A 21964-nucleotide genomic window follows, 5' to 3' on the forward strand; every position below is an offset into this window, starting at 1 on the left:
GATCTCCCCCTTTCTGCTTGGATATTATAATTATCTAAATATGCTATACTAATTAATATATAGTATACTACATTTAAACCGAAATGGAATAATTATTTATACTTTTTTGTGACAAAGAATGAAAAAACTCGCCTTTTTTCACAAAAAACAACCAGTTAATTGGGCTAGTAAAGGTATTAAAGGTTTTTTTTGGCTAAAACTAAATATATATTCAGTGCTTATGAATCATTCAATGGGGTGCGTTCACGTGAAACGAACAGCAGTTCAAGTATTAATCATTAGCATTTCTACAATGATATTGGCTTATTCCATGAATTCATTCCTTATTCCTCATAAAGTGTTAACGGGTGGTGTGGGTGGATTCGCAATTGTGATCAACCACTTCACTCATATTAATACGGGCTGGATTATTTTAGTCATAAATATTCCATTATTTATATTGGGATATTTTTTTTTAGGAAGAAGGTTCATGATTTTAACTATTTATTCTGTAATATTGCAATCTGTTTTAATGCGCATAATCCCTGTCCATCCATTTAGTCATGATATTCTCACATCATGTATTTTCGGGGGTGTATTAAATGGATTATGTGTAGGAGCAAATATACGATTTGGCGGATCTAGCGGCGGAACGGATATTATTAGCGTTATTCTTTCCAAGAAGAAAGATTTATCAGTGGGGTATTTAAGTACATGGATGAATTTAGCCGTAGTGCTTACAAGTGCATTGGTATTTGGAACAGCGCGAACTCTTTATACGCTTTTTGCCATTTTTGCCTCTGGAAGAGCCGTAGATGTTGTGCATACAAGTCATACAAAAATTACTGTTACGATTATAACGGAAAAATGGAAGGAATTAAGTGAAACCTTAATCCATTTACATTCTCGCGGAGTGACAATGACGGATGCTGAAGGTGTTTATTCTCACAAACAAAAAAAGGTATTAACAACAATCATCACAAAATATGAGTTATCTGAAACGAAAGAGGCCATTCGCCTGCAGGACCCTACCGCTTTTGTTTATATCACAAGAGCGATCGAGGTAATGGGAAAATTCCGTAAAGATTAACTTTTAAAGAAAAGGAGAAGGAAGCAGTTGTCCTAATTTAAAGACAACTGCTTCCTTCTCCTTCTTTGTTTTATTTCACCGATTACCAATATTATCATTGGTAAAATGACTTGGAATGGAAAGGCATAATAAAAATATACTTTAAATGCCCACTCCCCCATCTCCATTATGCTGTAATACAGGCAATAGGAAAAATAAAGCATCAAAAGTCCTGTTTGAATCACGATTGATCTGTAATCATCTAAATGGAATAAATGCGCAATCCCTTTACAAGCTACTAGCAAACATATACTCAACTTAATGAATACCCCGACAACAAAAATAACAGCAACTGTTAGTTCTAATCTTTCGAAATAATCACCGATCCTAATTCGGCTAACAGCCACATGGGCTGGGAAGTAAAATTTGGTTTCTACAGGACCTAAAATTAAAATATTTCGCAACGTAATAATTACGAGTAAAAAGCCTGCAATAGCAGTTCCTAGCAAAAATACCTTATAAAGAGATTTTTTTGTTTTAAGGGATGAAAATATACCAATAAATAATACCGTTTCTGCAAATGGGAAGGCAAAGGTTGAGGCACCGCCCTTTAAAATAAGCTGCCATCCATTATTAAAAATTGGCTTTATATTATTAAAGTCTAAGAGGGGAAACCCCAAAAGTTGAACAATTAAAATGATCAAGAGAATGACAGGTAAAAGATATGCACTTGTCCTTGCCAATACTTCAATTCCAGATTTAACTGCAGGAATTGCAACCATCACTAAACAAAACATCGGAACAAATTTTGGTGTTTCAGGCATGGCAACGGTATTAATAAATTCTCCAAAATTTCGGACCACAAGTGCTCCAAGGTGAAAGGAATACCATATGTAAAGAAGAATGAATACCTTTCCTGCAACTTTACCAAATGTCTCCTCTATGATTTCAAATAAACCTTTTTCTGGATATAAGGACATAATCCTTGAAAAAATAATGAGTATTGGCAGTGACATGAAAAGTCCAAAAATCACACTTATCCACGCATCTTGTTTGGATTCTGTACCAGTACCAAGGATATAAGTGCTGCCCAAAATAAAAATCATTAATAAACAAATGGCTTCCTTATTTGTAATTTTTTCATTTCGCATGTATCATCTTCCTCCAAACAATGACAAAACCATATTTTTTATTGGTTCTGATGGACTTGGAATATTAATTCCAAACGTTAAAAGCAGTGCGATTGTAAACGAGCACAATGCTAGAACGGAATTTACCCAAAAGTTACGCCATTGTTTTTGTTTGTAAAGTGGTATGAATTCATATGTTAGCAATAATCCATAAAATAATATTGTTAGCAAAAACATACTTAATCTCCTATTTGTATTGGCTTTGATAACATTCCACTACCTTTGATATGAACTTTTGTATTAACATTAACCTTAACGTCCTTAAATTTTCCCTTATCCCATCGGGATGCTACCTGTTCCCAAATTTTCGGTTCTTCTTTTTGAAGCTGTTTGCCAAATCCAAAAACATCCACCCCATATGATGACTGAATATCTTTAATGCATTTCTCGACACGGTGTTTTAGGACATACCCTGCTTGCTGTTCCAGTTGTTTTATTTTCTTTACCTCTAAGATATTTGCACTGCCGCCAATTTCATCTAAAGAAACCGTTGTATCAATATTGATCTTGTAATCAATCTTTCCATTATGAATAATTGGCTTCTTTTTTGTTTTACTATTAAATATTTCTAAGGAAATGGGTGTACTGTATTTACTACTACTGCCGTTGAGAGTTAATAAACCACCTTTGACCTCATCCATTGCAAACAGCATGTTTTTTGTTTTTGCACTATCGATAAAACCAATTAATTTGTCTCGACTAAATATAGCTGTACCGCTTATCTGTGGCGAATTGTGGCCGTTAATTTTTTGAAGATGAACACTTGGCATTATGGCAACGATTCCGTTTGTTTCTAGGTCATTGGCGAACTTCCATAATTCTGTTATGGGTGCTTTACTAAGAGATTTTTCACTTTTCAACATATCAGCTAATACAAAGGATTTAATTTGATTCGTCGTCCCGCTGCCATTAAAAATGTCTTTTGCTTTACTTTCCTTTGAAACAAGCAATAGGACATCTGCTCTTGTTTCAGAGTCGCGATTAAACCAATCAACTACCCTTAAAATACCTTCTTTTGCAATTTCCTTACTTAGGATGACAACCTTTGTATGACTCCAATACAATCTTTTCCCTGTTAATGAAATTTCGTTTCTCACTGCATCAAAAATGGTATCACCTTCAATCGAAATTTGTTGGGATACAGGTTTTGCATCTTGCGCACCAGAAATCTCAATGGTTTCTATAGTAATTTGATATTTGTGATTTTTTCCTTTATCAATCGCAACCCCAGCAACAATAGTCAGCTTATCTATTTCTCGATAATTCCAGCAGCCAGTCAGTGTAGTAGTTTGTATAAGAATAAGGATAGGCAGCAGTATATAAATTCTACTTTTCATAGTAGATTACTTCCTTCTTGGTTTATTGACCGATTGTCTCACTAAATTTTTGGCGCCAATTATTTTTGGCCGTAACGTCATCGACCACCACGGAGCGCGAATCCATATATCTTGTCCATTATGATTTTTCATAGAGGACAAACCTAACATATAAGGGACACCAAATGAACGAATATTCATTAAATGTACAATGATTAAAATCATCCCAAACAAGTAGCCATAGATCCCCATTAGGCTAGCAAACAATAAAAGAAAAAGGCGAATGATGGCAATTGCTCCTATTGTAGTGGGGCTTAACAATTTCATGATTCCTGAAACAGCAGCGATAATTACTACAGGGGCACTCACAAGTTTTGCCTCTACAATAGCCTGACCAATTACCAATGTGCCAACAATATTGACTGCTTGACCTATGGCACTTGGCATTCTTATTCCTGCTTCCCTAATAACATCAAAGGTTATCAACATAACAAGTAAGGATAAACTCGTTGGAAAAGGTACTCCTTGCCGTGAAGCCGATATACTAAGAAGTAAAGGTGTCGGTATTAATTCTTGATGATAGGCAACTGCAGCTAAATAAATCGCTGGTAAGCTAATGGCAATGATCATTGCCGCCGATCTCAACAACCGGTTAAAGAGGCAAAAAGAAAATTATTGTAATAATCTTCATTGGCTTGCAAACCTTCGATAAATACATATGGAACAGTTAAAACAAAAGGACTGCCATCAACAATAAGTGCAATTCTTCCTTCAAGAAGTTTTGCTGCCACAACATCTGGCCTTTCACTATAGCCAACTGTTTCAAATAAAGAAAAGGGAGCATCTCTAATCAATTCTTGTATATAACCCGAATCAAGTATGCCATCAATATTAATATCATCTATTCGCTTCTCAAACTCCATAAGGATTTCTTCTAATGCCAGACCTTCTATATAACAAATGCAAGTTTTAGTTCGAGTTCTTTCTCCAATTTCTTTAAATTTAAATTTAAGATCTTTGTTTTTAATGATTCTTCTTATAAGTGTTAAATTTGTCATTATTGCTTCGGTAAAGCCCTCTTTTGGCCCGCGGACAACTCTGGCAGATTCAGGCTCGGAGATGGATCTTGTTTTCCATCCCTTTGTCGAGATACTCAAAGCTTGATCATAGTTATCTAATAATAGGATCGTATCCCCCTCAATCATGGAATTTGCCAGTTCTTCGATATCAACTAACATTTTTACGCTGCTAGAAACAATGATCTTTGCTTGGATTTCATCTAAGAGCTTGTTAGGGTTTATTTTTTCTTCAAGATTTTGATAAAGAATCGGCTGAATGATATTTTCGTTAAGAATTTCAGTGTTTACCATTCCATCAAAGTAAATGACACAACAAGTTGCAGTTGCCAGGTACTTATTTTGAAATCTTCTCACCACAAAAGTTTCATCATTGTGAAAAATTCGAGTAAACAATTCAATATTAGCATCGATTGATTTCACTAATAGAGGAAGTTCATCAGTAAGATTTTGACTGTTTTCTTCTATTAAAAAATTTTTCCGCAATCTTCCACTCTTCTTTCACAGGGATTTATTATTTAGGTTTACCAAATAAACTTTGGAATATTTACACTTAGTTTGCTTCATGTATACAAGTAAAAAAGATTTGGATGATTAGTTTCCCCAAAGAAAGGGAAAATATAAGACGAAAGGAGTGATTGTGTTGACAATCGTCGAAGATAATCAATTTGACAATAAGGAAGGGAAAAACATAATGATGGACCATTTGGGAGAAGATAACCAAAATGATCAAGAGGGCACCGGGCAAGAACCTGAATTTAATATGTATGGCACTGCGTTAAATGAATTATAGAAAAAACTCCGCTAATTTAATTTAGCGGAGTTTTTATCTCTTTTGGGCTTTTAAAATAATGGATTCACCTTGGAAGGTAAATACTTTTTTGTCATTGAAGGTAATACGAAACTTTTCTTTCACTTTATTTGAAGAATTAGCAAATATATTGTGTAATTCATTCTTTTCTTTATCCGATAGTTTCATTCGATTGCACCATGATTCAAATTGAAAGGTTTTTTCAAAACGGTGCCATTCACTAATCTCAAATCCAGCATGCTCCAACATTCTAAGCCACTCTGATTTTTTCCAAGCTCGAAAATGGCTGTAATCCCTCTTTTTTTCAATTTTATTATAAAATTCATCGAATTCATCATCTTCAGGAACGACATTATCATCCAGTAAAAATTGTCCTTCGGACGTTAATACTCGAAATACTTCGTTTACAAATTTGATTACATTAGGAAAATGGTGCGGAGCAATTCTGCAAGTAACAATATCAAAACTTTGAGCTGAAAAAGGAAGGTCCTCGGCATCTCCTTGTATAAACTCAACATTTTGATGGCCATTTCCTGTGATAAACTTTTCAGCTGCAACTAACATTTCTGCGGTTAAATCCAAAGCCGTTACTTTTTTAACGAATGGGGCAAACCCATTTGCGGTATGTCCTCCTCCTGTTGCAATATCAAGGACATTTTCCTCCCGGTTATTTTCGCTAATTTTAATAATTGTTGCAGGTCCTTACCGTCTTTATGAATAGGGCTTGTTACATAAGATTCAGCATTTTTTCCAAATTGCTGCTTAACGTCTTTTTTATAATCCACTCTTCTCCCCTCCAACTTCTACTATATCTTTACCATGATATTTTGAAAATAACGGATTTATTATGAATGCTAATAAGTTAGAGTTATAGTTTTTTAAGTGGATTAGGAGAATTATAATCCTATTTCCAATGATACGGGGCAATGGTCGCTCCCCATAATTTCCGAGTGAATCTTTGCCTTTTGGATTTGATCCTTTACTTTATTGGATGTAATAAAATAATCAATACGCCATCCAATGTTCCGTTCCCGAACCTTTAGCATATAGGACCACCAGGTATATGCCCCTTCACAGTCAGGATATAAGTGCCGAAAACTATCAACGAATCCTGATTCGAGCAAGGTTGTCATTTTCCCACGTTCTTGAGGAGTAAAACCAGAATTATTTAAATTAGATTTAGGGTTTTTTAAGTCAATTTCTTGATGTGCAACATTTAAATCACCACAGAGGATGATTGGCTTTGATTTGTCCAGTTCTTGAAGGTAGGTACGGATTTTATCTTCCCACTCCAAGCGAAATCCTAATCTTGCTAAATCTCGCTGGGAATTGGGGGTATATACATTTACCAAGAAAAACTTTTCATACTCTAGAGTGATGATTCTTCCCTCAGGTTCTGAATCATCTAAATCAAACCCGTATTTTACTGAAATTGGTTCAAACTTAGAAAATACTGCTGTTCCTGAATAGCCTTTTTTTTCAGCATAATTCCAAAATTGATAATAACCATCTAAGTCTAATTGAATCTGACCTTCCTGTAATTTGGTTTCCTGTATACAAAAAAGATCTGCATTTACTTCATGAAAAAAATCTAAAAAGCCTTTTTTAACACAAGCTCTAAGGCCGTTAACATTCCAAGAAACTAGTTTCATCGTTATTTATTTCCCCTTGCTTCTAGTATTTAATCTAATGATCTCACTTTATAAAACTCAATGGAGCTATTGTATCAATATCGTTCAAACATGAAAAGTAAATGGATTCAGTCAAAAAACAATTTTAGATAAAAAAGAAGGGAGTAGAATTTCTACCCCCTTCTTATCGTTATTCAACGTCGACTACTTCAACCTTTTCCATTACATCGCCATTTTTCATTGCTTTTACAGCGTCAAGACTTGATGTTACTTGTCCAAATACAGTATGGACTCCATTTAAATGCGGCTGTGATTCATGTACAATGAAAAATTGACTTCCGCCTGTATCTTTTCCTGCATGTGCCATTGATAAAGATCCTGGCACATGTTTATGTGGATTTCCTTCTGTTTCACATTTAATAGTGTAGCCCTGGGCCACCCATTCCTGTTCCAGTTGGGTCTCCTCCTTGAGAAACGAATCCAGGTATTACTCTATGGAAAACAACTCCATTATAGAATCCAGAATTGGCTAATTTTTCAAAGTTCGCAACGGTGCCTGGGGCTTCGTTTGGAAAAAGATCAAACTCAATTTTATTTCCATTATTCATTAGTATGTATCCTTTTTTTGCCACTTGTACCATCTCCTTTATGTAAAATCATTTTTATCATACACTTTTTATGCAAAAATGGAAAGTCTGACTGATTTTTGGATATACTAATAGTACCCCTTCCGAACAATTCGCTTGTTGAGGGACACTTAACCATGTACGGACGGAAGGGGTCGGAGTCCAACCCCTGGACGCCAAAAAGCCAAGACAAATGTCTTGGCTTTTAGTTTTTGTTGCTTGTTGTGATCCACACATGAAACTGATAAACACTAATTAGGAAAAGGCAACAACCTATGAAAGTATATTGATGGCTCCAAGTTTGTGAATGAGCAAATAATCCAAACTCCTCAGCTTTCTTTTCAAGTACAGCCATCCCAATGCTAAAAAAGAAAATGATGGCTGCTTTTACCCACCTTGTTTGTTTCCTCATGAAAATAAGACAAAGAAAGGTCCAAATAGGCAATCCAACCAATGTAAACAGAAGATTGATTGAAAAAATAGCATGAAAAGGCCGATGAGGAAATGAATATAGCTGCTTACCAACCATAATCAGATCCAAATACGTCCCAAGTAATGAAGAAAATAATAAAACTGGGATATAACTTCTAATCCAGGATCGAAATTGCCTTTTTGGCAAGAGCTGCCAGTTCGAGTCGTTCAAGGGTTTTACAGTATTCATTTTCAATCTCCCCATTAACAGGTTCTTCAAGTTCTGAAAAAAAGTTTAAGACATGATCATCCATAAACCAGTCACCCACTTCTGCTTCCACGTGTTTAACGTTTTTCCAAGCACTTTGCAGATTTGGGCTATAAATTCTACTTGCTCCAGGTCGAAGAATACATGATTTTAAACGAAGTTGATAACTTTTTCCAGGGAATGCCTTCGTGGACATTGTTAAATATATGCGGCCAGAAATCCTTTCTGGAGCCAGTGTGTGGAGTACTCTTTGCCCACTTTTCGGCATTTCTCAAGATCTCACTATCATTAAAAAGGACAGCATACAATCTTTTTCCTAACATAATCCTCTCATAGACAGAATCAAATTGGTGAAGTGTTTGCCCCTCTAAACGAAGTACATTGTCTTTCATATAAGGAAATAGAATGTGATTGAACGAAAGAACATCTTGAAGCTTAAATTCTAAAGTATTAAAGACCTCATTTTTATATAAAGGATTTTGAATAACCCGTTTTTCTAAATAATTTTGTTCATTGATAATGAGTGCAATGGCAAGAATCGAATCAACTCGATTCCTCCAAAAGTAATTCCATATTGACTCCATAAATAATGAAACGTTAAAAATAGATAATAGGTGAAAATATGGTTTATTTCGTTTTAAACTTTCTTGGTAAAGTAAAAATTGTGGGTAGGCATCCTGAAAAATCAGCCAATTCCCCCGCTCTAAAAAAGAAAAAAATGTCCTTCTTTCTTTACTCGATAATAATTTGGAGAGAAGTTCCCCCTTTAAATCAGTCATATTCCAGCCGCCATTCCTTGATACCATGTGTCCCAGGAATGCCCAATGGATTTCTGGGTGTTGGAAATAAAAATCAAGATAGGCTTTTGTTCTCGTAACATTGTTTTTATTCAATTCGATTGTTTGTCTTTTTATTTGCTGTAATATTGCCTTGTCTTCTTTTGTTATTGTTACATGACCATTGTTGTTTGCTATTCTTTTTTTTAGCTCTTCCTTAATGATCTCAATTGGGGTTTTATCTTGATGTCGCCGAAAAAAATTCATACAACTTCCCCTCCATGAATTCTTCACCAGCCATATGAATATGTATAGGTGAAAGAAATCTAACCTTGGGAGAGGAATGAGTATAGTTGATGTTCAATATAGAAAGAGGAATAAATTGGATCATTGAAGTCCTTAAAAAAGATCAATCTCCCGCTGGATCGTGGAATTACCCATTTGAAACAGGAATTTCAACAGATGCTTATATGATTATTTTATTAAGGACATTAGAAATAAATGATGAAAGATTGATTCGAGGTCTTGCCTCAAGAATTGTTAGCAAGCAGGAGAAAAATGGAACATGGAAGCTTTTTTATGATGAAAAAGACGGGAATTTATCTGCTACTGTTGAATCCTATTACGCTCTTTTATATTCAGGCTATTACCAAAAAGAAGAAATGAAATTGCAGGCTGCTAAAAACTTTATTGTTGATCATGGCGGGATCGAATCAGTGAGCATGTTCACCAAAATCATGCTCGCCTTAACAGGACAATACCCTTGGCCGTCTTATTCTCCACTTCCTGTTGAATTGATCCTGCTCCCCCTTTCGTTTCCAATTAATTTTTATCAATTAGCGGTACAAGGACGCTCGAACCTGGCACCGATGATGATTCTGGCACATAAAAAATTTTCGTTGCGAACAAATACTAGTCCGGATCTTCTCAGATTTGTTTTTACAGCGCTCAACTGCCACCTGGGAACTTTGCTCAGAATGGCGTTCCTTTTTCTCAACTCTTGATGAAGGTATAAAAAATTTAATAGGTATACCTGAACACCTACGTTCTTTAGCAATCGAGCGTGCGACCAAATATATGCTGGAACATCTTGAACCCGACGGAACGCTCTATAGTTATTTCAGTTCAACCTTTTTAATGATTTTCGCTTTTCTCTCGCTCGGTAAACTGAAAAGTGATCCTCTTATTAAAAATGCGGTTGAAGGCCTAATGGCAATGAAAACAGAAATCAATGGTCTTCCTCATATGCAATATACCACTGCAGCAGTTTGGAATACTTCCTTAATTTCTTTTACGCTGCAATCTGCTGGGATCTCCCATCATGACCCCTTAATAGAAAAAGCAAACCGTTATTTACTAGAGCATCAGCATCAAAAATTTGGTGATTGGGTCATTCACAATCCGCATTTACCCTGGGGCTGGGGTTTTTCCGATGTAAACACGATCAATCCAGATATTGACGACACGACCGCCTCCTTACGTGCCATTACCAGGAACGTTCAAATGGACAATTCATTACAAAAGGCTTGGGAAAAAGGCATAAATTGGTTATTTTCGATGCAGAATGATGACGGAGGCTGGGCCGCTTTTGAAAAAAACATAAAGAACAAATGGATTGAATTCCTCCCGATTGAAAAAGCAGAGTTTTTACTTAGTGATCCCTCAACTGCTGATTTAACAGGAAGAACTTTAGAGTTTTTAGGAAGCTATACCAATCTAACTTCTAAACATCCTGCCATAAAAAAGGCCGTCGATTGGCTGATGAAAAGCCAAGAAAATGATGGGTCCTGGTATGGAAGATGGGGCATTTGTTATCTATATGGGACATGGGCAGCGGTTACAGGTCTTAGTTCTGTTGGTCTTTCACCCTCTCACCCTTCCCTTCAGAGAGTAGCAATATGGCTAAAGTCTATTCAAAACTCAGATGGAGGTTGGGGAGAATCCTGCAGAAGCGATGGTGAAAAAAAATATGTTCCTTTGAATGAAAGCACACTAACTCATACAGCATGGGCTCTAGATTCGTTAATCTCTTTTTCAGAACAACCAACCTCTGAAATTGAAAAAGGGATTACCTATTTGCTGGATTCTATTGACAAAAATGATTGGACTACCGCTTATCCGAAAGGACAAGGAATGGCTGGAGGGTTCTACGTCCATTATCATAGCTACCGTTATATTTTTCCTTTGCTGGCTTTATCTCATTACCAGCAAAAATTTAAATGATTAAAATAATAAATAAGCGGCGGATGATGCATCCGCTGCTTATTTATTACGATTTTTAATATGATTTTCAATGTCCTTCTTTCTTCTGGGTCTATAAAAAAAGTAAATTTTTGTATGTTTTTCAGATTTTTTTCAGAATACCTGTTTAGACTTCTTTACATAAGAGTGAAGGAGGTTTCAAATATGCATCAGAGAATAAAGAAAGTGATTGTTCTCTTTTTGCTTTTATTTTAACACTTTCATTAGGCGTAAGTGTACTTGCCGATGACGATGAGCACGAAAAAAGGGAACATGATAAAAATAGTGAGTACTATGAAAAGACAGATGATGAAGAATATGAGAATGAATATTACAACAAACAGGGATCGTCGATCAACACTGTCGTACAGGATGATTATTGGTATCTTTGGTCCAGAATGCCGATAAATAATCCTAATAAAACTTTACCGATTACTGCCCCTTCTGATCTTTCGGTTAGTGTAAATGGTAATACTACAAAGCTATATTTTATTCCGCAGGAGGGACAGCTGTTTGTGTCTGGGGAGAAATTAGCCAATATTTTGGGTGCCCAGGCACAGTATTATCCACAAAGTAAGATTCTAAGAATCACGAAAGGGCAGTATGAATTGATCGTCCGAGCTGATTCTAATGCTGTCTATGAAAATCGAGTGAAAAATCCAATGCCAGTGAAGACAGCTTCCTATGAAAAAACTATATACCTTCCTATTTCAGTTGCTGCCAATGCACTAGGATATCGAATTAATTGGGATGCTGGAAGTAATACAATAATGATTGAATCTATTTAAAAGGTGGTTGTTGAATATGGCAAAATCTAATAAAGCAAAATGGGTAATTGGATTAGCTGGTGCTGCACTCTCGGCATTTGTTCTGACACAAGTCAACGGGTCGGGAGGACAAAATCAAGGTGTAACCGCACAAGAAAAAATTTCAACAGCCGGAATGAGTAAACAAGAAAAAGAACTGGTCCAACTAGATTGGTCCAATTATTCGATAAATGGTACAACTGTCTCTGATCCCGGCACGGGAGGGGCTATTACCAGTGACCGCCAAACAAGAAGATCTTAACTCCGAATACGTCATGCAATTGGAAGCAATGAATACAACATTTTATTTTCAAGTAAAGAATTGTCTTAAAAAAGACTGGAAAAATATTATTTCGAACTGGATCCTGTATATTGAAAAAGAATGGTCCCGTTTTCAAATAGATAATGAGCTCTATCGCCTTAACGAGCTAACTGTGGGAGAACAAATGATGGTTCCTCCCCCTTTGTTTGATATTCTTCAAAAAGCCGAAGATTACCGTAAAAAGACAAATGGGTTATTCTCCCCCTACTTATTACCGCAAATAAGGTTCCATGGATATGATCAAGCTTTTCCGTTTTCGTCTGCGCTTTCCAATGAATTTGAATTACCAAGTGTTTATAATCGAATGGATGGTCCCTTCGAATTTGATCAGGATACCAACACTGTTAAGCGAAGCTCTCCTGGAAAACTAGATTTTGGCGGTATTGGAAAAGGATATGCTGTGCAGGCTACGGCCCAATGGTTAAAGGAAATTGGTCAGGCACAGGCTGGAATTGTAGATGGTGGCGGAGATATCACTGTTTGGTCTGATGGTGAAAAAGAATGGTTGATCGGCGTTGCCCATCCATTTGAAAAAAACAAGGAAATAGCTCAGTTTAGGCTTAAGAATGGCAGCATTGCAACCTCTAATATTATCTATCGCCGCTGGAAGCAGGGGGATGTACAAAAACACCATCTTTTGAACGGCAAAACGGGACTTCCTGTGGAAAGCTCAATCATTCAAGCGACAGTAGTTAGTGAAAATCTACTTGATGCTGAAGTGGCAGCCAAACTTTGTTTTATGGAAGATCATGAGAACGAAGAATTTTTAAAAATGGCAAAGGTTAATTTAATCATACTTGTCGATAAAAATGGAAACATAAAGGTTGAACATTAAAGGAAACGGCAGCTTCGGCAGCCGTTTCCACTTTTATCGTTCACACTTGAAGTTTTTTCTCAAAAACAATCGTAAACACACTACCCTTGCCCAAGCCACTGCTGGCAAAAATCTTCCCACCATGTGCGGTAACAATAGCTTTGGCAATCGAAAGGCCTAATCCCGATCCTCCTTTTTCCCTTGAGATATCTCCCCTGTAAAAGCGATCAAATATATAGGGAATGTCGTTCATAGGAATTCCGCAACCGGTATCCAAAACAGATAAAACGATTTTTTCGGAACTTGATTTGAGTGCGAGCTCCACTTTCCCTTCTTTTGTAAAACGAAAGGCATTATCCAATAAAATATATAGTAATTGCTGAATTCTGGTTTCATCACATCTAAAGTGAATACCCTCCTGGATGCTTTCTGCAAAATCGATGTTATCTGCTGATTGGCTGCTAAATCTTTTATAAATCGATTTTGTTAATTCCGAAAGGTTAATATCACTCCTTTCCAGTGCCAAAACATTTTTATCACTTCGTGCCAGGAATAATAAATCATTAATGAGCTTATTCATCAGTTCTGCTTCTGCTTTCACATCTTCAAGAACTTCTTGGCCAAAGGGGCTTAAGTTGTCTTTTTCTTCTCTTCTTAATAAATCAATCGAGCTATAAAAAATACTGAGCGGGGTCCGTAACTCATGACTTGCATCCGAAACAAATTTTTCTTGTTTATTGAATGCCGTCTTTATTGGTTTAATAGCTTGGCCAGCGAAATAATACCCTAAAAATCCCAAAAGAATGCTAAACATTATTGTAAGTAATAATAGGATCCATGTAATATTTTCTGTTAAGTGTCTTTCACTTGAAATATCTTTACCGATGATAACGTATCCATGCAAGTAGCCATTTGTATTAATCGGCTTTTTGATTAAAATTAGGTGTACATGTTTCCAGGTTACTTGTTTAATAAATGAAGTAGTTTTATCTGAAAGGTACTTCCCTTCAATCCAGCCAGAGAGTTGTTTAATCGACTCCTCGCCGTAAATAAATTGATTTTTGGTATCAAAAACGTAATAAAATATCGCACGATTTGGATCATAAGATATACCGCGATGTTCTTTTTCATAAAGATCTTCAACTAGATCCATTTTCTCCTTGTCAAAGAACGATTGTAAATCATCTTTTTCGTTTTGAATGATTTGCTGTGAAATTAGAAAATAGAGAATACCAATAAAACAAAGCAATAAAAAAAGTAATGAAAACGTATAAAGTATGGTTAGCTTGGATTTTAATTTATGAAACATCGGAACTTCTCACTTTATAACCGATTCCGCGGACGTTTTGGACCAATGAGGGGCTCCCGGGATGATCGATCTTTTTCCTAACTAGCTTCACTAAAGCATCAAGTGCATTATCGGAAACATCCGTATCAAAACCCCAAATCCGCTCAAATAGAACTTCCCTGGTAACGATTTGGTTACAGTTACGGAAAAGGATTTCAAGAAATTGATATTCTTTTTTAGTTAAGTCGATTGCCACTCCTTTATGGGTAAGTTCATGTGTATGTAAGTTAAGTGTAAAGTCATTTATAGCGATTGACTCCTCAAAGCTTTTTTCCTTACGTCGGCTTATAGCCCTTATTCGTGCGAGCATTTCGTCAATTTCAAATGGTTTTACAATATAATCATCAGCACCTGAATCTAATCCAAGGATGATATCCTTTTTTGCATCTTTGGCGGTAACCATTAAAATCCCGCTTTTGATTCCTTTCGAACGAAGTTTTTTACAAACAGTCAGCCCATCTTCACCTGGAATCATCCAATCAAGAATAATGACGTCATAGACAGAAAGTGAGGAATAACTGAGGGCTTCTTTACCGTTTTTGACCCAGTCAACATGATGAAATTCTTTTTTTAACAAGTGGGTCATTAATTTGCCTAGCCGCTCATCATCTTCAGCTAGTAAAATATTCACACCATCACTCCATCTCAGAAATTTTCTTATTATTGTCTATCATAGCAACTTTTTCTGAAAAAAGAGTGAAAAAAGCATCATACTTTTGGATTATGAAATATATATATGAGCATCTCTAAAGCTAGTTAAGATGCTGGCAGATAGACCAACAATTCCTACAATCAACAGTGAATAGAGTAAATTAGCATCTCTAAGAATGAGTAAACCCGTCATTATGATGACGGTATCAATGATATAAATGATAATCCCTACATTTAATTTGCTCCACTTTGAAATTAACAAGGCTAATAGATCAATTCCTCCAGGACTGATATGGTTTCGCAGCATGAATCCAACGCCTATACCAACAAACACTCCACCACAGATAACACTAGCAAATATAGGAAGATGCATAACTCCATTGAGTGGAGTCATTAATTCAACTATGAATCCAGAAATAACTGCCCCTAATATGCCGTTAATAAAATAAAGAGGGTCTGATTTTAGCGCTATGAGGTAGATTGGAGTATTTAGTAAAACAATTAACAAGCTTAACTTGAACCCGTATAGGTAGTTTAATAAAAGACTTATCCCAAATACCCCGCCATTAATTAGGTGGAATGGAAGAATAAATCCATTGATTCCTATTCCAATTAACGAGCTGCAAAAGCATGTAATAAGTAACCTTTTTTTCATAAAATCCATCCCTGTCCATTCTGAGTTTATTATTACATATATGAAATAAATCCAGCTTCATTCCAATATTTCTGGACACGGGTTCTGTTCACTTAACGAAAGGACGAAGAATATAGCTTAGTGCTCTTAATGATGGAAAATGACTTGTTCTTAAAAGTCTCTCACCAATAAATCCCTGCATTTGGTTTACGATCATGTCTTGAAACGGGTTATCAAGCTTTTCAAAAATTTCACGTAAAACCAGTGAATTTCGATATTTTTTCATTAATGGTTTTGTTAAGACTTCGTACTTCCCTAACCCGCAAAGGTCATATGCTGCATAGATTCCCGTAAGTAGAGAAGTAAACTGGCCAAAACCTAGAAAAGGCATCAGTGACCCAAAACAATTCCCTGTAAAGAAAGTATTGCCGATGCGTGGATATTTGCAGCTGCCAATTAAATAATCCTTAATATGAAATTGATCGGTTACTTTTAGTGACTGTTTCATAGTTGTACAAACTACCTGGTAGAAAGTATTCCAAAGTTCATGATCATTCTTAATTTTTAGACCCAACTGTGGATAGGAAATAACGACATTGGCCTCTGTATTTGAAAATGGAAGTAAATAGGCATAACCTCGTGGTGCAATATTATTGTTAAACCAAATATGTATAGTTGATCGCTCAAACTCTCCTTCTACAGTTGCTCCCTTGAGTGTAACGGCACGGTCAACATGATAATTATGTAACTTAACGGCATATTGTGCGTCTCCTGTTGCTAAAATGACATGCGTATACTCTTGAAGTAAATCTTCATAGCTTGCTTCTGAATGGTAAAAAATTTTAGATTTCACCTGGTTAGCTAACTGTTGTTCAAATGAATGCTGGTGGCGGCCTCTAATATTAATAAACCCTAATTGCTCATTTACTTCTGACTCCGCTTTTTCTGAATGTACAATCAATTTACTAATTTGACTAATTGGCTGTAAGAATAATTGATAGTCTTCTGAAAAAAAACGATAGGCATCTTGTATTGGTCTTGAAAAAATCGATGCAATGATTTCTGCGTTAATAAATCGATCACCTGGCTGACTCCTTTTTTCAAAAATGATAGGAGAATGGCCATACCTTTCCAATATAATGGCACAAGCTAAGCCGGATAGACCTGCACCCATAATAGCGATTTTCATCTTTTGATTCATCACCTTTTTAATAATCATTCATCCTATTATTTTTCCTTTTTCAATTGGTTATGTGTGTAAAGAAAAAAGCCGCCTGTTTCGGCAGCTCAATGGATATTATTTTAAAATGTATTATATACATTTTGACATGTTTCTGCTGTAGGTTCATAAAAGCAATGAAGCTTATAGCGAGCAACTAATGGCTGGCCATACCAAGTTTGCGGACAGTCTCCTCCTGGACGAAAATACCATAGACTATATTTGGCAGGCCAAAATCTTTCCCCGTTTATCGTTCTTCGGGCCAATCGCCTTTCTTTTTCCCTTGGTGCCTGATAAAAATACCCATGTGTGACTGCCTCAAATGCATGTGGCTGATAAACCATTTGCGGAATGGTGCGAAGTCCTTTAAAATCAGAACAGTTTGCCCGAATCCTGTTTATACCGACATTGCCAACAAGAAGCATTCCAAGGATTCCTTCTCCTTCTGCTTCGGCTCGAAGTAACCTGGCCATTAAATTAATGTCTGACGCTCTTGCCCTCACTACTGCCACGGAACCACCTCCATTGATGTTCACCAATATCATATTCTTTTTGGGTAAAGTGTTTACATTTGGTTTTCATAAGACAAAGAGCGTAATCAAGAATTTATTTGTCATCCATCTTATCGAAAAATAAAGTGCCATCACTTTGAATCTCAGCATAAAAGATTTGATCTAAGCTAAGACCTGATTGCTCCATTTGTGTTTGCAACCATTTTTCACTTAAATTTAATTCAGTTAGATTCTTGGATACAACTTTGCCATCAACAATAATTTCCGTTGGCATGTATAATGGCTTTACTGTTTTCAGTTGTAAATCCTTTTTGGTAGGATTTTGCTGGCTTACTTTTTTCAATACCGATAATTTTCCATCTGGTTCTAAAATGGCATAGTCAACATCTTTTGTAGAAAATATATCTTTTTCCCTTAGTAACATGCTGAGATCATCCATGTTTAATCCAGAATCAGCAAGTGATCTATCCAATATTTGTCCCTTTTTAATAACGATCGTTGGCTGACCATCCAGGATCACACGTGCCTTTCTTGATTTTAGATTAATAAAAGCCACCAGATGTGTGAGTAGTGCCCACCCTATTAAACCAACAAATCCTTCTGCCATATCAATACTGCGATCAATAGTAATCGCAGCGGCTATTGCTCCGATGGAAATTCCAGTAATGTAGTTAAAGAAGGTTAGTTGTCCTACTTGCTTTTTACCCATTATTCTTGTCATTAACAGTAAAACAGCAAACGAAATGATTACCTTGCCTAAGACTTCAAGATAATTCAAGCTTTACACCTCAGATCGAAAAATTTTTTTCAGTTAAATTTTCCCCTTTATTAGATTAATTTATAATACATATAAAAAAGAGATGCCGATTAATAAAAGCATCTCTTTGACAATTGGAATCATTCATTTTCTACTGCTTATGTTTAAAGGTTTTGGTGTTTAATTTCTCTAATGCTTCTTGATACTCAATAATTAAGCCGTTAATGATCTCTTCTGCTGTTTCAATTTTCTGAATGACCCCGACACCATGCCCGGCAGACCATATATCCTTCCAAGCCTTTTTATTTGAATCGGATTTCATATGTTCAAACTCTATACTGTCCTTTTTTACCAATTTTTCAGGGTCCAATCCGGCTGAAATTATACTCGGTTTAAGCATATTCGCATTTACTCCTGTAAAAGCATCCGTCAAAATAAGGTCTTCATACGAAGATTTTATCACCATTTGGCGGTATTCGTCTCTTGCCATACTTTCTTTTGCTGCTATAAAACGTGTGCCCATATAAGCAAAATCTGCACCAGCAGCTTGAGCTGCCAATACCCCATTTCCTGTAGAAATACCACCTGCAAGCACAATAATCCCTTCCCAAAATGACCTTACCATGTCAATAAGCGCAAAACCATTTACCTGCCCTGCATGACCGCCAGCTCCGCTAGCAACCAGAATAAGACCATCCGCACCGGAATCTGCTGCTTTTTTAGCAAATCTCACATCGCTAACATCAGAAAAGACAAGTCCACCATATTCATGAACAACTTCAACCACAGCCTTCGGGCTTCCTAAGGAGGTAATGACTAATTGGGGCTTATACTTTTTGATTAAAGAGAGTTCATCCTGTAGTCTCTTGTATGTACGATGAACAACCATGTTCATTGCCCAGGGTGCAATTTTTCGACGAGGATCCTTGGATTTCATTTCAGCTAATTCTTTATTCAGACTCCCCATCCATTCTTCAAGTATCTCTATGGAACGTGCATTCGGAGCAGGAAAAGATCCAATGATCCCATTCAAACAGCAACTTCTCACTAACTCAATACCAGAGACTAAGAACATCGGGGCCGCAATAATCGGCAGTGTAAGCTGATTCCACCAATTTTCTAGGACTTTCATTATGGCACCACCCGTTTGAATTTTTCGAATAAACTGTTTAGTTTTATCTTACTTAAAAGTAAGGTATTATTCAATCATGTTCCTTTCTTACGTCAAGACTATAAAACATGTTTCAATGGTCATAACACGAACATTTAATTAATTATTAATTATATTATTCGTGGTTAAAGAAAAAAATATTGATTTTACCATTTTGAATGTTATAATTTAGATAAATTCATAAACGCTCATATAATCGCGAGGATATGGCTCGCAAGTTTCTACCGGATTACCGAAAACAATCCGACTATGAGTGGGTCATAGGAAACCAGGCTTTTTCAATTGCCTTCATTTTCCTAATTCCTTTCGGTACACAAAACCCAAAGGTCATTGTCTCACTCATTTCGTGAACAATGGTCTTTGGGTTTTTATTTTTTATAGGGGGAAATATATAAAATGAAGTTACTAGAATCTAAGATTTGTTTAGAAGGGAAAGTTTTATCCGAAAATGTTTTAAAAGTAGATTCCTTTCTAAATCACCAAATTGATCCGGCATTAATGAATGAGATTGGTAAGGAATTTGCAGCAAGGTTTTCGGATGAAGGGATTACGAAAATCGTGACGATTGAATCATCCGGTATTGCTCCTGCTGTAATGGCTGGCCTTCACATGAATGTTCCGGTTGTATTTGCCCGAAAAAGAAAATCCCTAACCCTTATTGATGACCTCTTGAGTGCAACTGTTCATTCATTTACGAAAAATGAAACAAATGAAGTATCTATTTCAAAAAAATATGTTTGTGAAAATGATCAGGTTCTTATTATTGATGATTTTCTGGCGAACGGCCAAGCTGCCCTTGCTTTAGTGGAAATGGTTGAAAAAGCTAATGCAAAAGTTGCAGGAATAGGAATTGTCATTGAAAAGTCCTTCCAAGATGGAGCCAAGAAATTAAAAGAGCTTGGTTTAAGAGTAGAATCATTAGCAAGAATTGCTTCCCTTTCAAATGGAGAGGTTCAATTTATAAATGAAACAGTGAAGGAGTTAGTCTGATGAAACAAAATCCATTAAAAGTCGGTTCTTTAGGAATTCAGCATGTATTGGCCATGTATGCCGGGGCTGTGATTGTTCCTCTTATCATTGGAGGTGCCCTCAAATTAACTGGAACGCAATTAACGTATTTAGTTTCTATCGATATTCTAACAAGTGGAATTGCGACAATTTTACAAGTTTGGCAAAACCGCTTTTTTGGAATTGGACTTCCGATTGTTCTAGGCTGTACCTTTACGGCTGTTGGACCTATCATTGCGATTGGTGGTCAGTATGGACTTTCCGCAATCTACGGGTCTATTATCATGTCAGGAATCATTGTAATCCTGATCGCAAGTTTCTTTGGGAAACTCGTTAAGTTCTTCCCGCCTGTTGTTACAGGCTCTGTTGTTACCATTATCGGAATTACCCTTATCCCGGTTGCAATGAATAACGTTGCCGGTGGTCAAGGCAGCAAGGATTTTGGATCTGTAACGAATCTTGCACTTGCTTTTGGAACACTTTTATTTATTATTGTGCTTTACCGTTTCTTTAAAGGCTTTATTCGTTCCATTGCCATTTTATTAGGACTAATCGTCGGTACGATTGTTGCTTCTTTTATGGGAAAAGTAAATTTATCAGCTGTAGCTGATGCTTCTTGGCTGCAAATGCCTAAGCCTTTCTTTTTTGCCACTCCAACCTTTGAACTAGCACCGATTATTACTATGACTCTAGTTGCTATTGTCAGTCTTGTTGAATCGTCCGGAGTTTATTTTGCACTAGCAGATATAACTGGAAAAAAACTTTCAGAAAAAGATTTAGTTAAAGGATATCGTGCAGAAGGACTAGCTAGTATTCTTGGAGGTTTATTCAATTCTTTCCCGTATACGACTTATTCACAAAACGTCGGTTTAGTTCAGCTTTCAGGTGTTAAAGAAAAAAATGTTATTTATACGGCCGGAACAATTTTGGTAATCCTTGGCTTTATTCCTAAAATTGCTGCACTTACTACCATTATTCCTACTTCTGTCCTAGGCGGCGCCATGGTTGCCATGTTTGGAATGGTGATTGCCGCAGGGATTAAAATGCTAAGCAGAGTGGATTTTACTTCTCAAGAGAATCTATTAATTATTGCTTGTTCTGTTGGAATGGGACTTGGAGTAACAACCGTGCCTAATTTATTCGCACATCTCCCAGAAACCGTTAAGATTCTTTCTAATAGCGGGATTGTTGCTGGCAGTTTAACAGCTATTTTCTTGAACCTTGTGTTTAGTATTGGAAAACCAGTGAAACAAAAATCAGTTTCAACAAATAGAGACCAAAGCGTAGCCTAGTATAAAAAGACAGACGTCGCATTTAGTAACGTCTGT

Annotated in this window: 21 protein-coding genes, 4 pseudogenes and 1 riboswitch; of the genes and pseudogenes, 8 read left to right on the forward strand and 17 right to left on the reverse strand. The window is 36.3% G+C overall.

The genetic code is table 11. The annotated features are described in order from the left end of the window. The first annotated feature begins 247 nt into the window (after positions 1-247). Positions 248-1069, forward strand: a complete 822-nt coding sequence (locus RCG17_RS27430) for a YitT family protein (RefSeq protein WP_308173158.1) — start codon at positions 248-250, stop codon at positions 1067-1069. A 32-nt stretch (positions 1070-1101) separates the two neighbouring features. Here the strand turns inward: RCG17_RS27430 and RCG17_RS27435 are convergent, their stop codons facing one another. From RCG17_RS27435 to RCG17_RS28435, 4 genes and pseudogenes are all read right to left on the reverse strand, one after another. After that, positions 1102-2199: a GerAB/ArcD/ProY family transporter gene (locus RCG17_RS27435; protein ID WP_308173159.1), complete on the reverse strand. Its 1098-nt coding sequence runs from the start codon at positions 2197-2199 to the stop codon at positions 1102-1104. A 3-nt stretch (positions 2200-2202) separates the two neighbouring features. Beyond that, positions 2203-2415, reverse strand: coding sequence for a hypothetical protein (locus RCG17_RS27440; protein ID WP_308173160.1), 213 nt, complete (start codon positions 2413-2415; stop codon positions 2203-2205). A gap of 2 nt (positions 2416-2417) precedes the next feature. Next, positions 2418-3575, reverse strand: coding sequence for a Ger(x)C family spore germination protein (locus RCG17_RS27445; RefSeq protein ID WP_308173161.1), 1158 nt, complete (start codon positions 3573-3575; stop codon positions 2418-2420). A gap of 6 nt (positions 3576-3581) precedes the next feature. After that, positions 3582-5053 (reverse strand): annotated as a pseudogene (locus tag RCG17_RS28435) (spore germination protein). A 220-nt stretch (positions 5054-5273) separates the two neighbouring features. Here RCG17_RS28435 and RCG17_RS27460 point away from each other — a divergent pair. Beyond that, positions 5274-5423 (forward strand): hypothetical protein, encoded by a 150-nt coding sequence (locus RCG17_RS27460; protein ID WP_308173164.1) that lies wholly within the window; start codon positions 5274-5276, stop codon positions 5421-5423. Positions 5424-5456: 33 nt separating this feature from the next. On the opposite strand, the gene RCG17_RS27465 is transcribed toward RCG17_RS27460, so the two are convergent. The 6 genes and pseudogenes from RCG17_RS27465 to RCG17_RS27490 form a co-directional block, all read right to left on the reverse strand. Next, entirely contained in the window at positions 5457-6122 is a 666-nt protein-coding gene (locus tag RCG17_RS27465) for a class I SAM-dependent methyltransferase (protein WP_308175981.1), read from the reverse strand. Next, a complete protein-coding gene (locus RCG17_RS27470) occupies positions 6029-6226 on the reverse strand; it encodes a hypothetical protein (RefSeq protein ID WP_308173165.1) in 198 nt (65 codons plus the stop codon). Before RCG17_RS27470 ends, RCG17_RS27465 begins: the two co-directional genes overlap by 94 nt. Before the next feature lie 111 nt (positions 6227-6337). Then, positions 6338-7093 (reverse strand): exodeoxyribonuclease III, encoded by a 756-nt coding sequence (locus RCG17_RS27475; RefSeq protein WP_308173166.1) that lies wholly within the window; start codon positions 7091-7093, stop codon positions 6338-6340. Positions 7094-7262: 169 nt separating this feature from the next. Next, positions 7263-7704 (reverse strand): annotated as a pseudogene (locus tag RCG17_RS27480) (peptidylprolyl isomerase). A gap of 199 nt (positions 7705-7903) precedes the next feature. Beyond that, entirely contained in the window at positions 7904-8359 is a 456-nt protein-coding gene (locus tag RCG17_RS27485) for a CBO0543 family protein (protein ID WP_308173167.1), read from the reverse strand. After that, a pseudogene (locus RCG17_RS27490) lies at positions 8286-9420 on the reverse strand (DUF2515 domain-containing protein). The gene RCG17_RS27485 and the pseudogene RCG17_RS27490 overlap by 74 nt, the downstream one beginning before the upstream one ends. Before the next feature lie 89 nt (positions 9421-9509). On the opposite strand from RCG17_RS27490, the pseudogene shc reads away from it, so the two are divergent. From shc to RCG17_RS27515, 4 genes and pseudogenes are all read left to right on the forward strand, one after another. Continuing rightward, a pseudogene (shc, locus tag RCG17_RS27500) lies at positions 9510-11376 on the forward strand (squalene--hopene cyclase). A gap of 416 nt (positions 11377-11792) precedes the next feature. Further along, the gene (locus RCG17_RS27505; protein WP_308173170.1) at positions 11793-12182 is read left to right on the forward strand and encodes a copper amine oxidase N-terminal domain-containing protein; all 390 of its coding nucleotides are present in this window, start codon (positions 11793-11795) and stop codon (positions 12180-12182) included. Between the two features lie 16 nt (positions 12183-12198). Further along, positions 12199-12462 carry a hypothetical protein gene (locus RCG17_RS27510; protein ID WP_308173171.1) on the forward strand — a complete coding sequence of 88 codons (264 nt, stop codon included), beginning with the start codon at positions 12199-12201 and terminating at the stop codon, positions 12460-12462. Next, the gene (locus tag RCG17_RS27515) at positions 12437-13357 is read left to right on the forward strand and encodes an FAD:protein FMN transferase (protein ID WP_308173172.1); all 921 of its coding nucleotides are present in this window, start codon (positions 12437-12439) and stop codon (positions 13355-13357) included. The genes RCG17_RS27510 and RCG17_RS27515 overlap by 26 nt, the downstream gene beginning before the upstream one ends. Positions 13358-13397: 40 nt before the next feature. Here RCG17_RS27515 and RCG17_RS27520 read toward each other — a convergent pair whose 3' ends face one another. From RCG17_RS27520 to RCG17_RS27550, 7 genes are all read right to left on the reverse strand, one after another. Next, positions 13398-14645 (reverse strand): sensor histidine kinase, encoded by a 1248-nt coding sequence (locus RCG17_RS27520; RefSeq protein ID WP_308173173.1) that lies wholly within the window; start codon positions 14643-14645, stop codon positions 13398-13400. Then, on the reverse strand, positions 14635-15315 hold the full coding sequence (locus tag RCG17_RS27525) for a response regulator transcription factor (RefSeq protein ID WP_308173174.1): 681 nt from the start codon (positions 15313-15315) through the stop codon (positions 14635-14637). The genes RCG17_RS27520 and RCG17_RS27525 overlap by 11 nt, the downstream gene beginning before the upstream one ends. A gap of 90 nt (positions 15316-15405) precedes the next feature. Beyond that, the gene (locus RCG17_RS27530) at positions 15406-15990 is read right to left on the reverse strand and encodes a YitT family protein (protein WP_308173175.1); all 585 of its coding nucleotides are present in this window, start codon (positions 15988-15990) and stop codon (positions 15406-15408) included. A gap of 88 nt (positions 15991-16078) precedes the next feature. After that, positions 16079-17188 carry an NAD(P)/FAD-dependent oxidoreductase gene (locus tag RCG17_RS27535; protein ID WP_308173176.1) on the reverse strand — a complete coding sequence of 370 codons (1110 nt, stop codon included), beginning with the start codon at positions 17186-17188 and terminating at the stop codon, positions 16079-16081. A gap of 83 nt (positions 17189-17271) precedes the next feature. Beyond that, complete coding sequence (locus RCG17_RS27540; RefSeq protein WP_308173177.1) at positions 17272-17700, reverse strand: cell wall hydrolase; 429 nt, start codon at positions 17698-17700, stop codon at positions 17272-17274. A 94-nt stretch (positions 17701-17794) separates the two neighbouring features. Continuing rightward, complete coding sequence (locus RCG17_RS27545; protein ID WP_308173178.1) at positions 17795-18478, reverse strand: DUF421 domain-containing protein; 684 nt, start codon at positions 18476-18478, stop codon at positions 17795-17797. A gap of 130 nt (positions 18479-18608) precedes the next feature. After that, positions 18609-19589: an NAD(P)H-dependent flavin oxidoreductase gene (locus RCG17_RS27550; protein ID WP_308173179.1), complete on the reverse strand. Its 981-nt coding sequence runs from the start codon at positions 19587-19589 to the stop codon at positions 18609-18611. Positions 19590-19796: 207 nt separating this feature from the next. Next, positions 19797-19898, forward strand: a riboswitch (purine riboswitch). A 126-nt stretch (positions 19899-20024) separates the two neighbouring features. Between RCG17_RS27550 and RCG17_RS27555 the strand changes: the two genes are divergently transcribed. Then, positions 20025-20618, forward strand: a complete 594-nt coding sequence (locus RCG17_RS27555; RefSeq protein ID WP_308173180.1) for a xanthine phosphoribosyltransferase — start codon at positions 20025-20027, stop codon at positions 20616-20618. Beyond that, a complete protein-coding gene (locus RCG17_RS27560; protein WP_308173181.1) occupies positions 20618-21928 on the forward strand; it encodes a nucleobase:cation symporter-2 family protein in 1311 nt (436 codons plus the stop codon). The genes RCG17_RS27555 and RCG17_RS27560 overlap by 1 nt, the downstream gene beginning before the upstream one ends. Positions 21929-21964 lie beyond the last annotated feature (36 nt).

Source organism: Neobacillus sp. PS3-12 (assembly GCF_030915385.1).
Lineage (GTDB): Bacteria > Bacillota > Bacilli > Bacillales > Cytobacillaceae > JAEVLT01.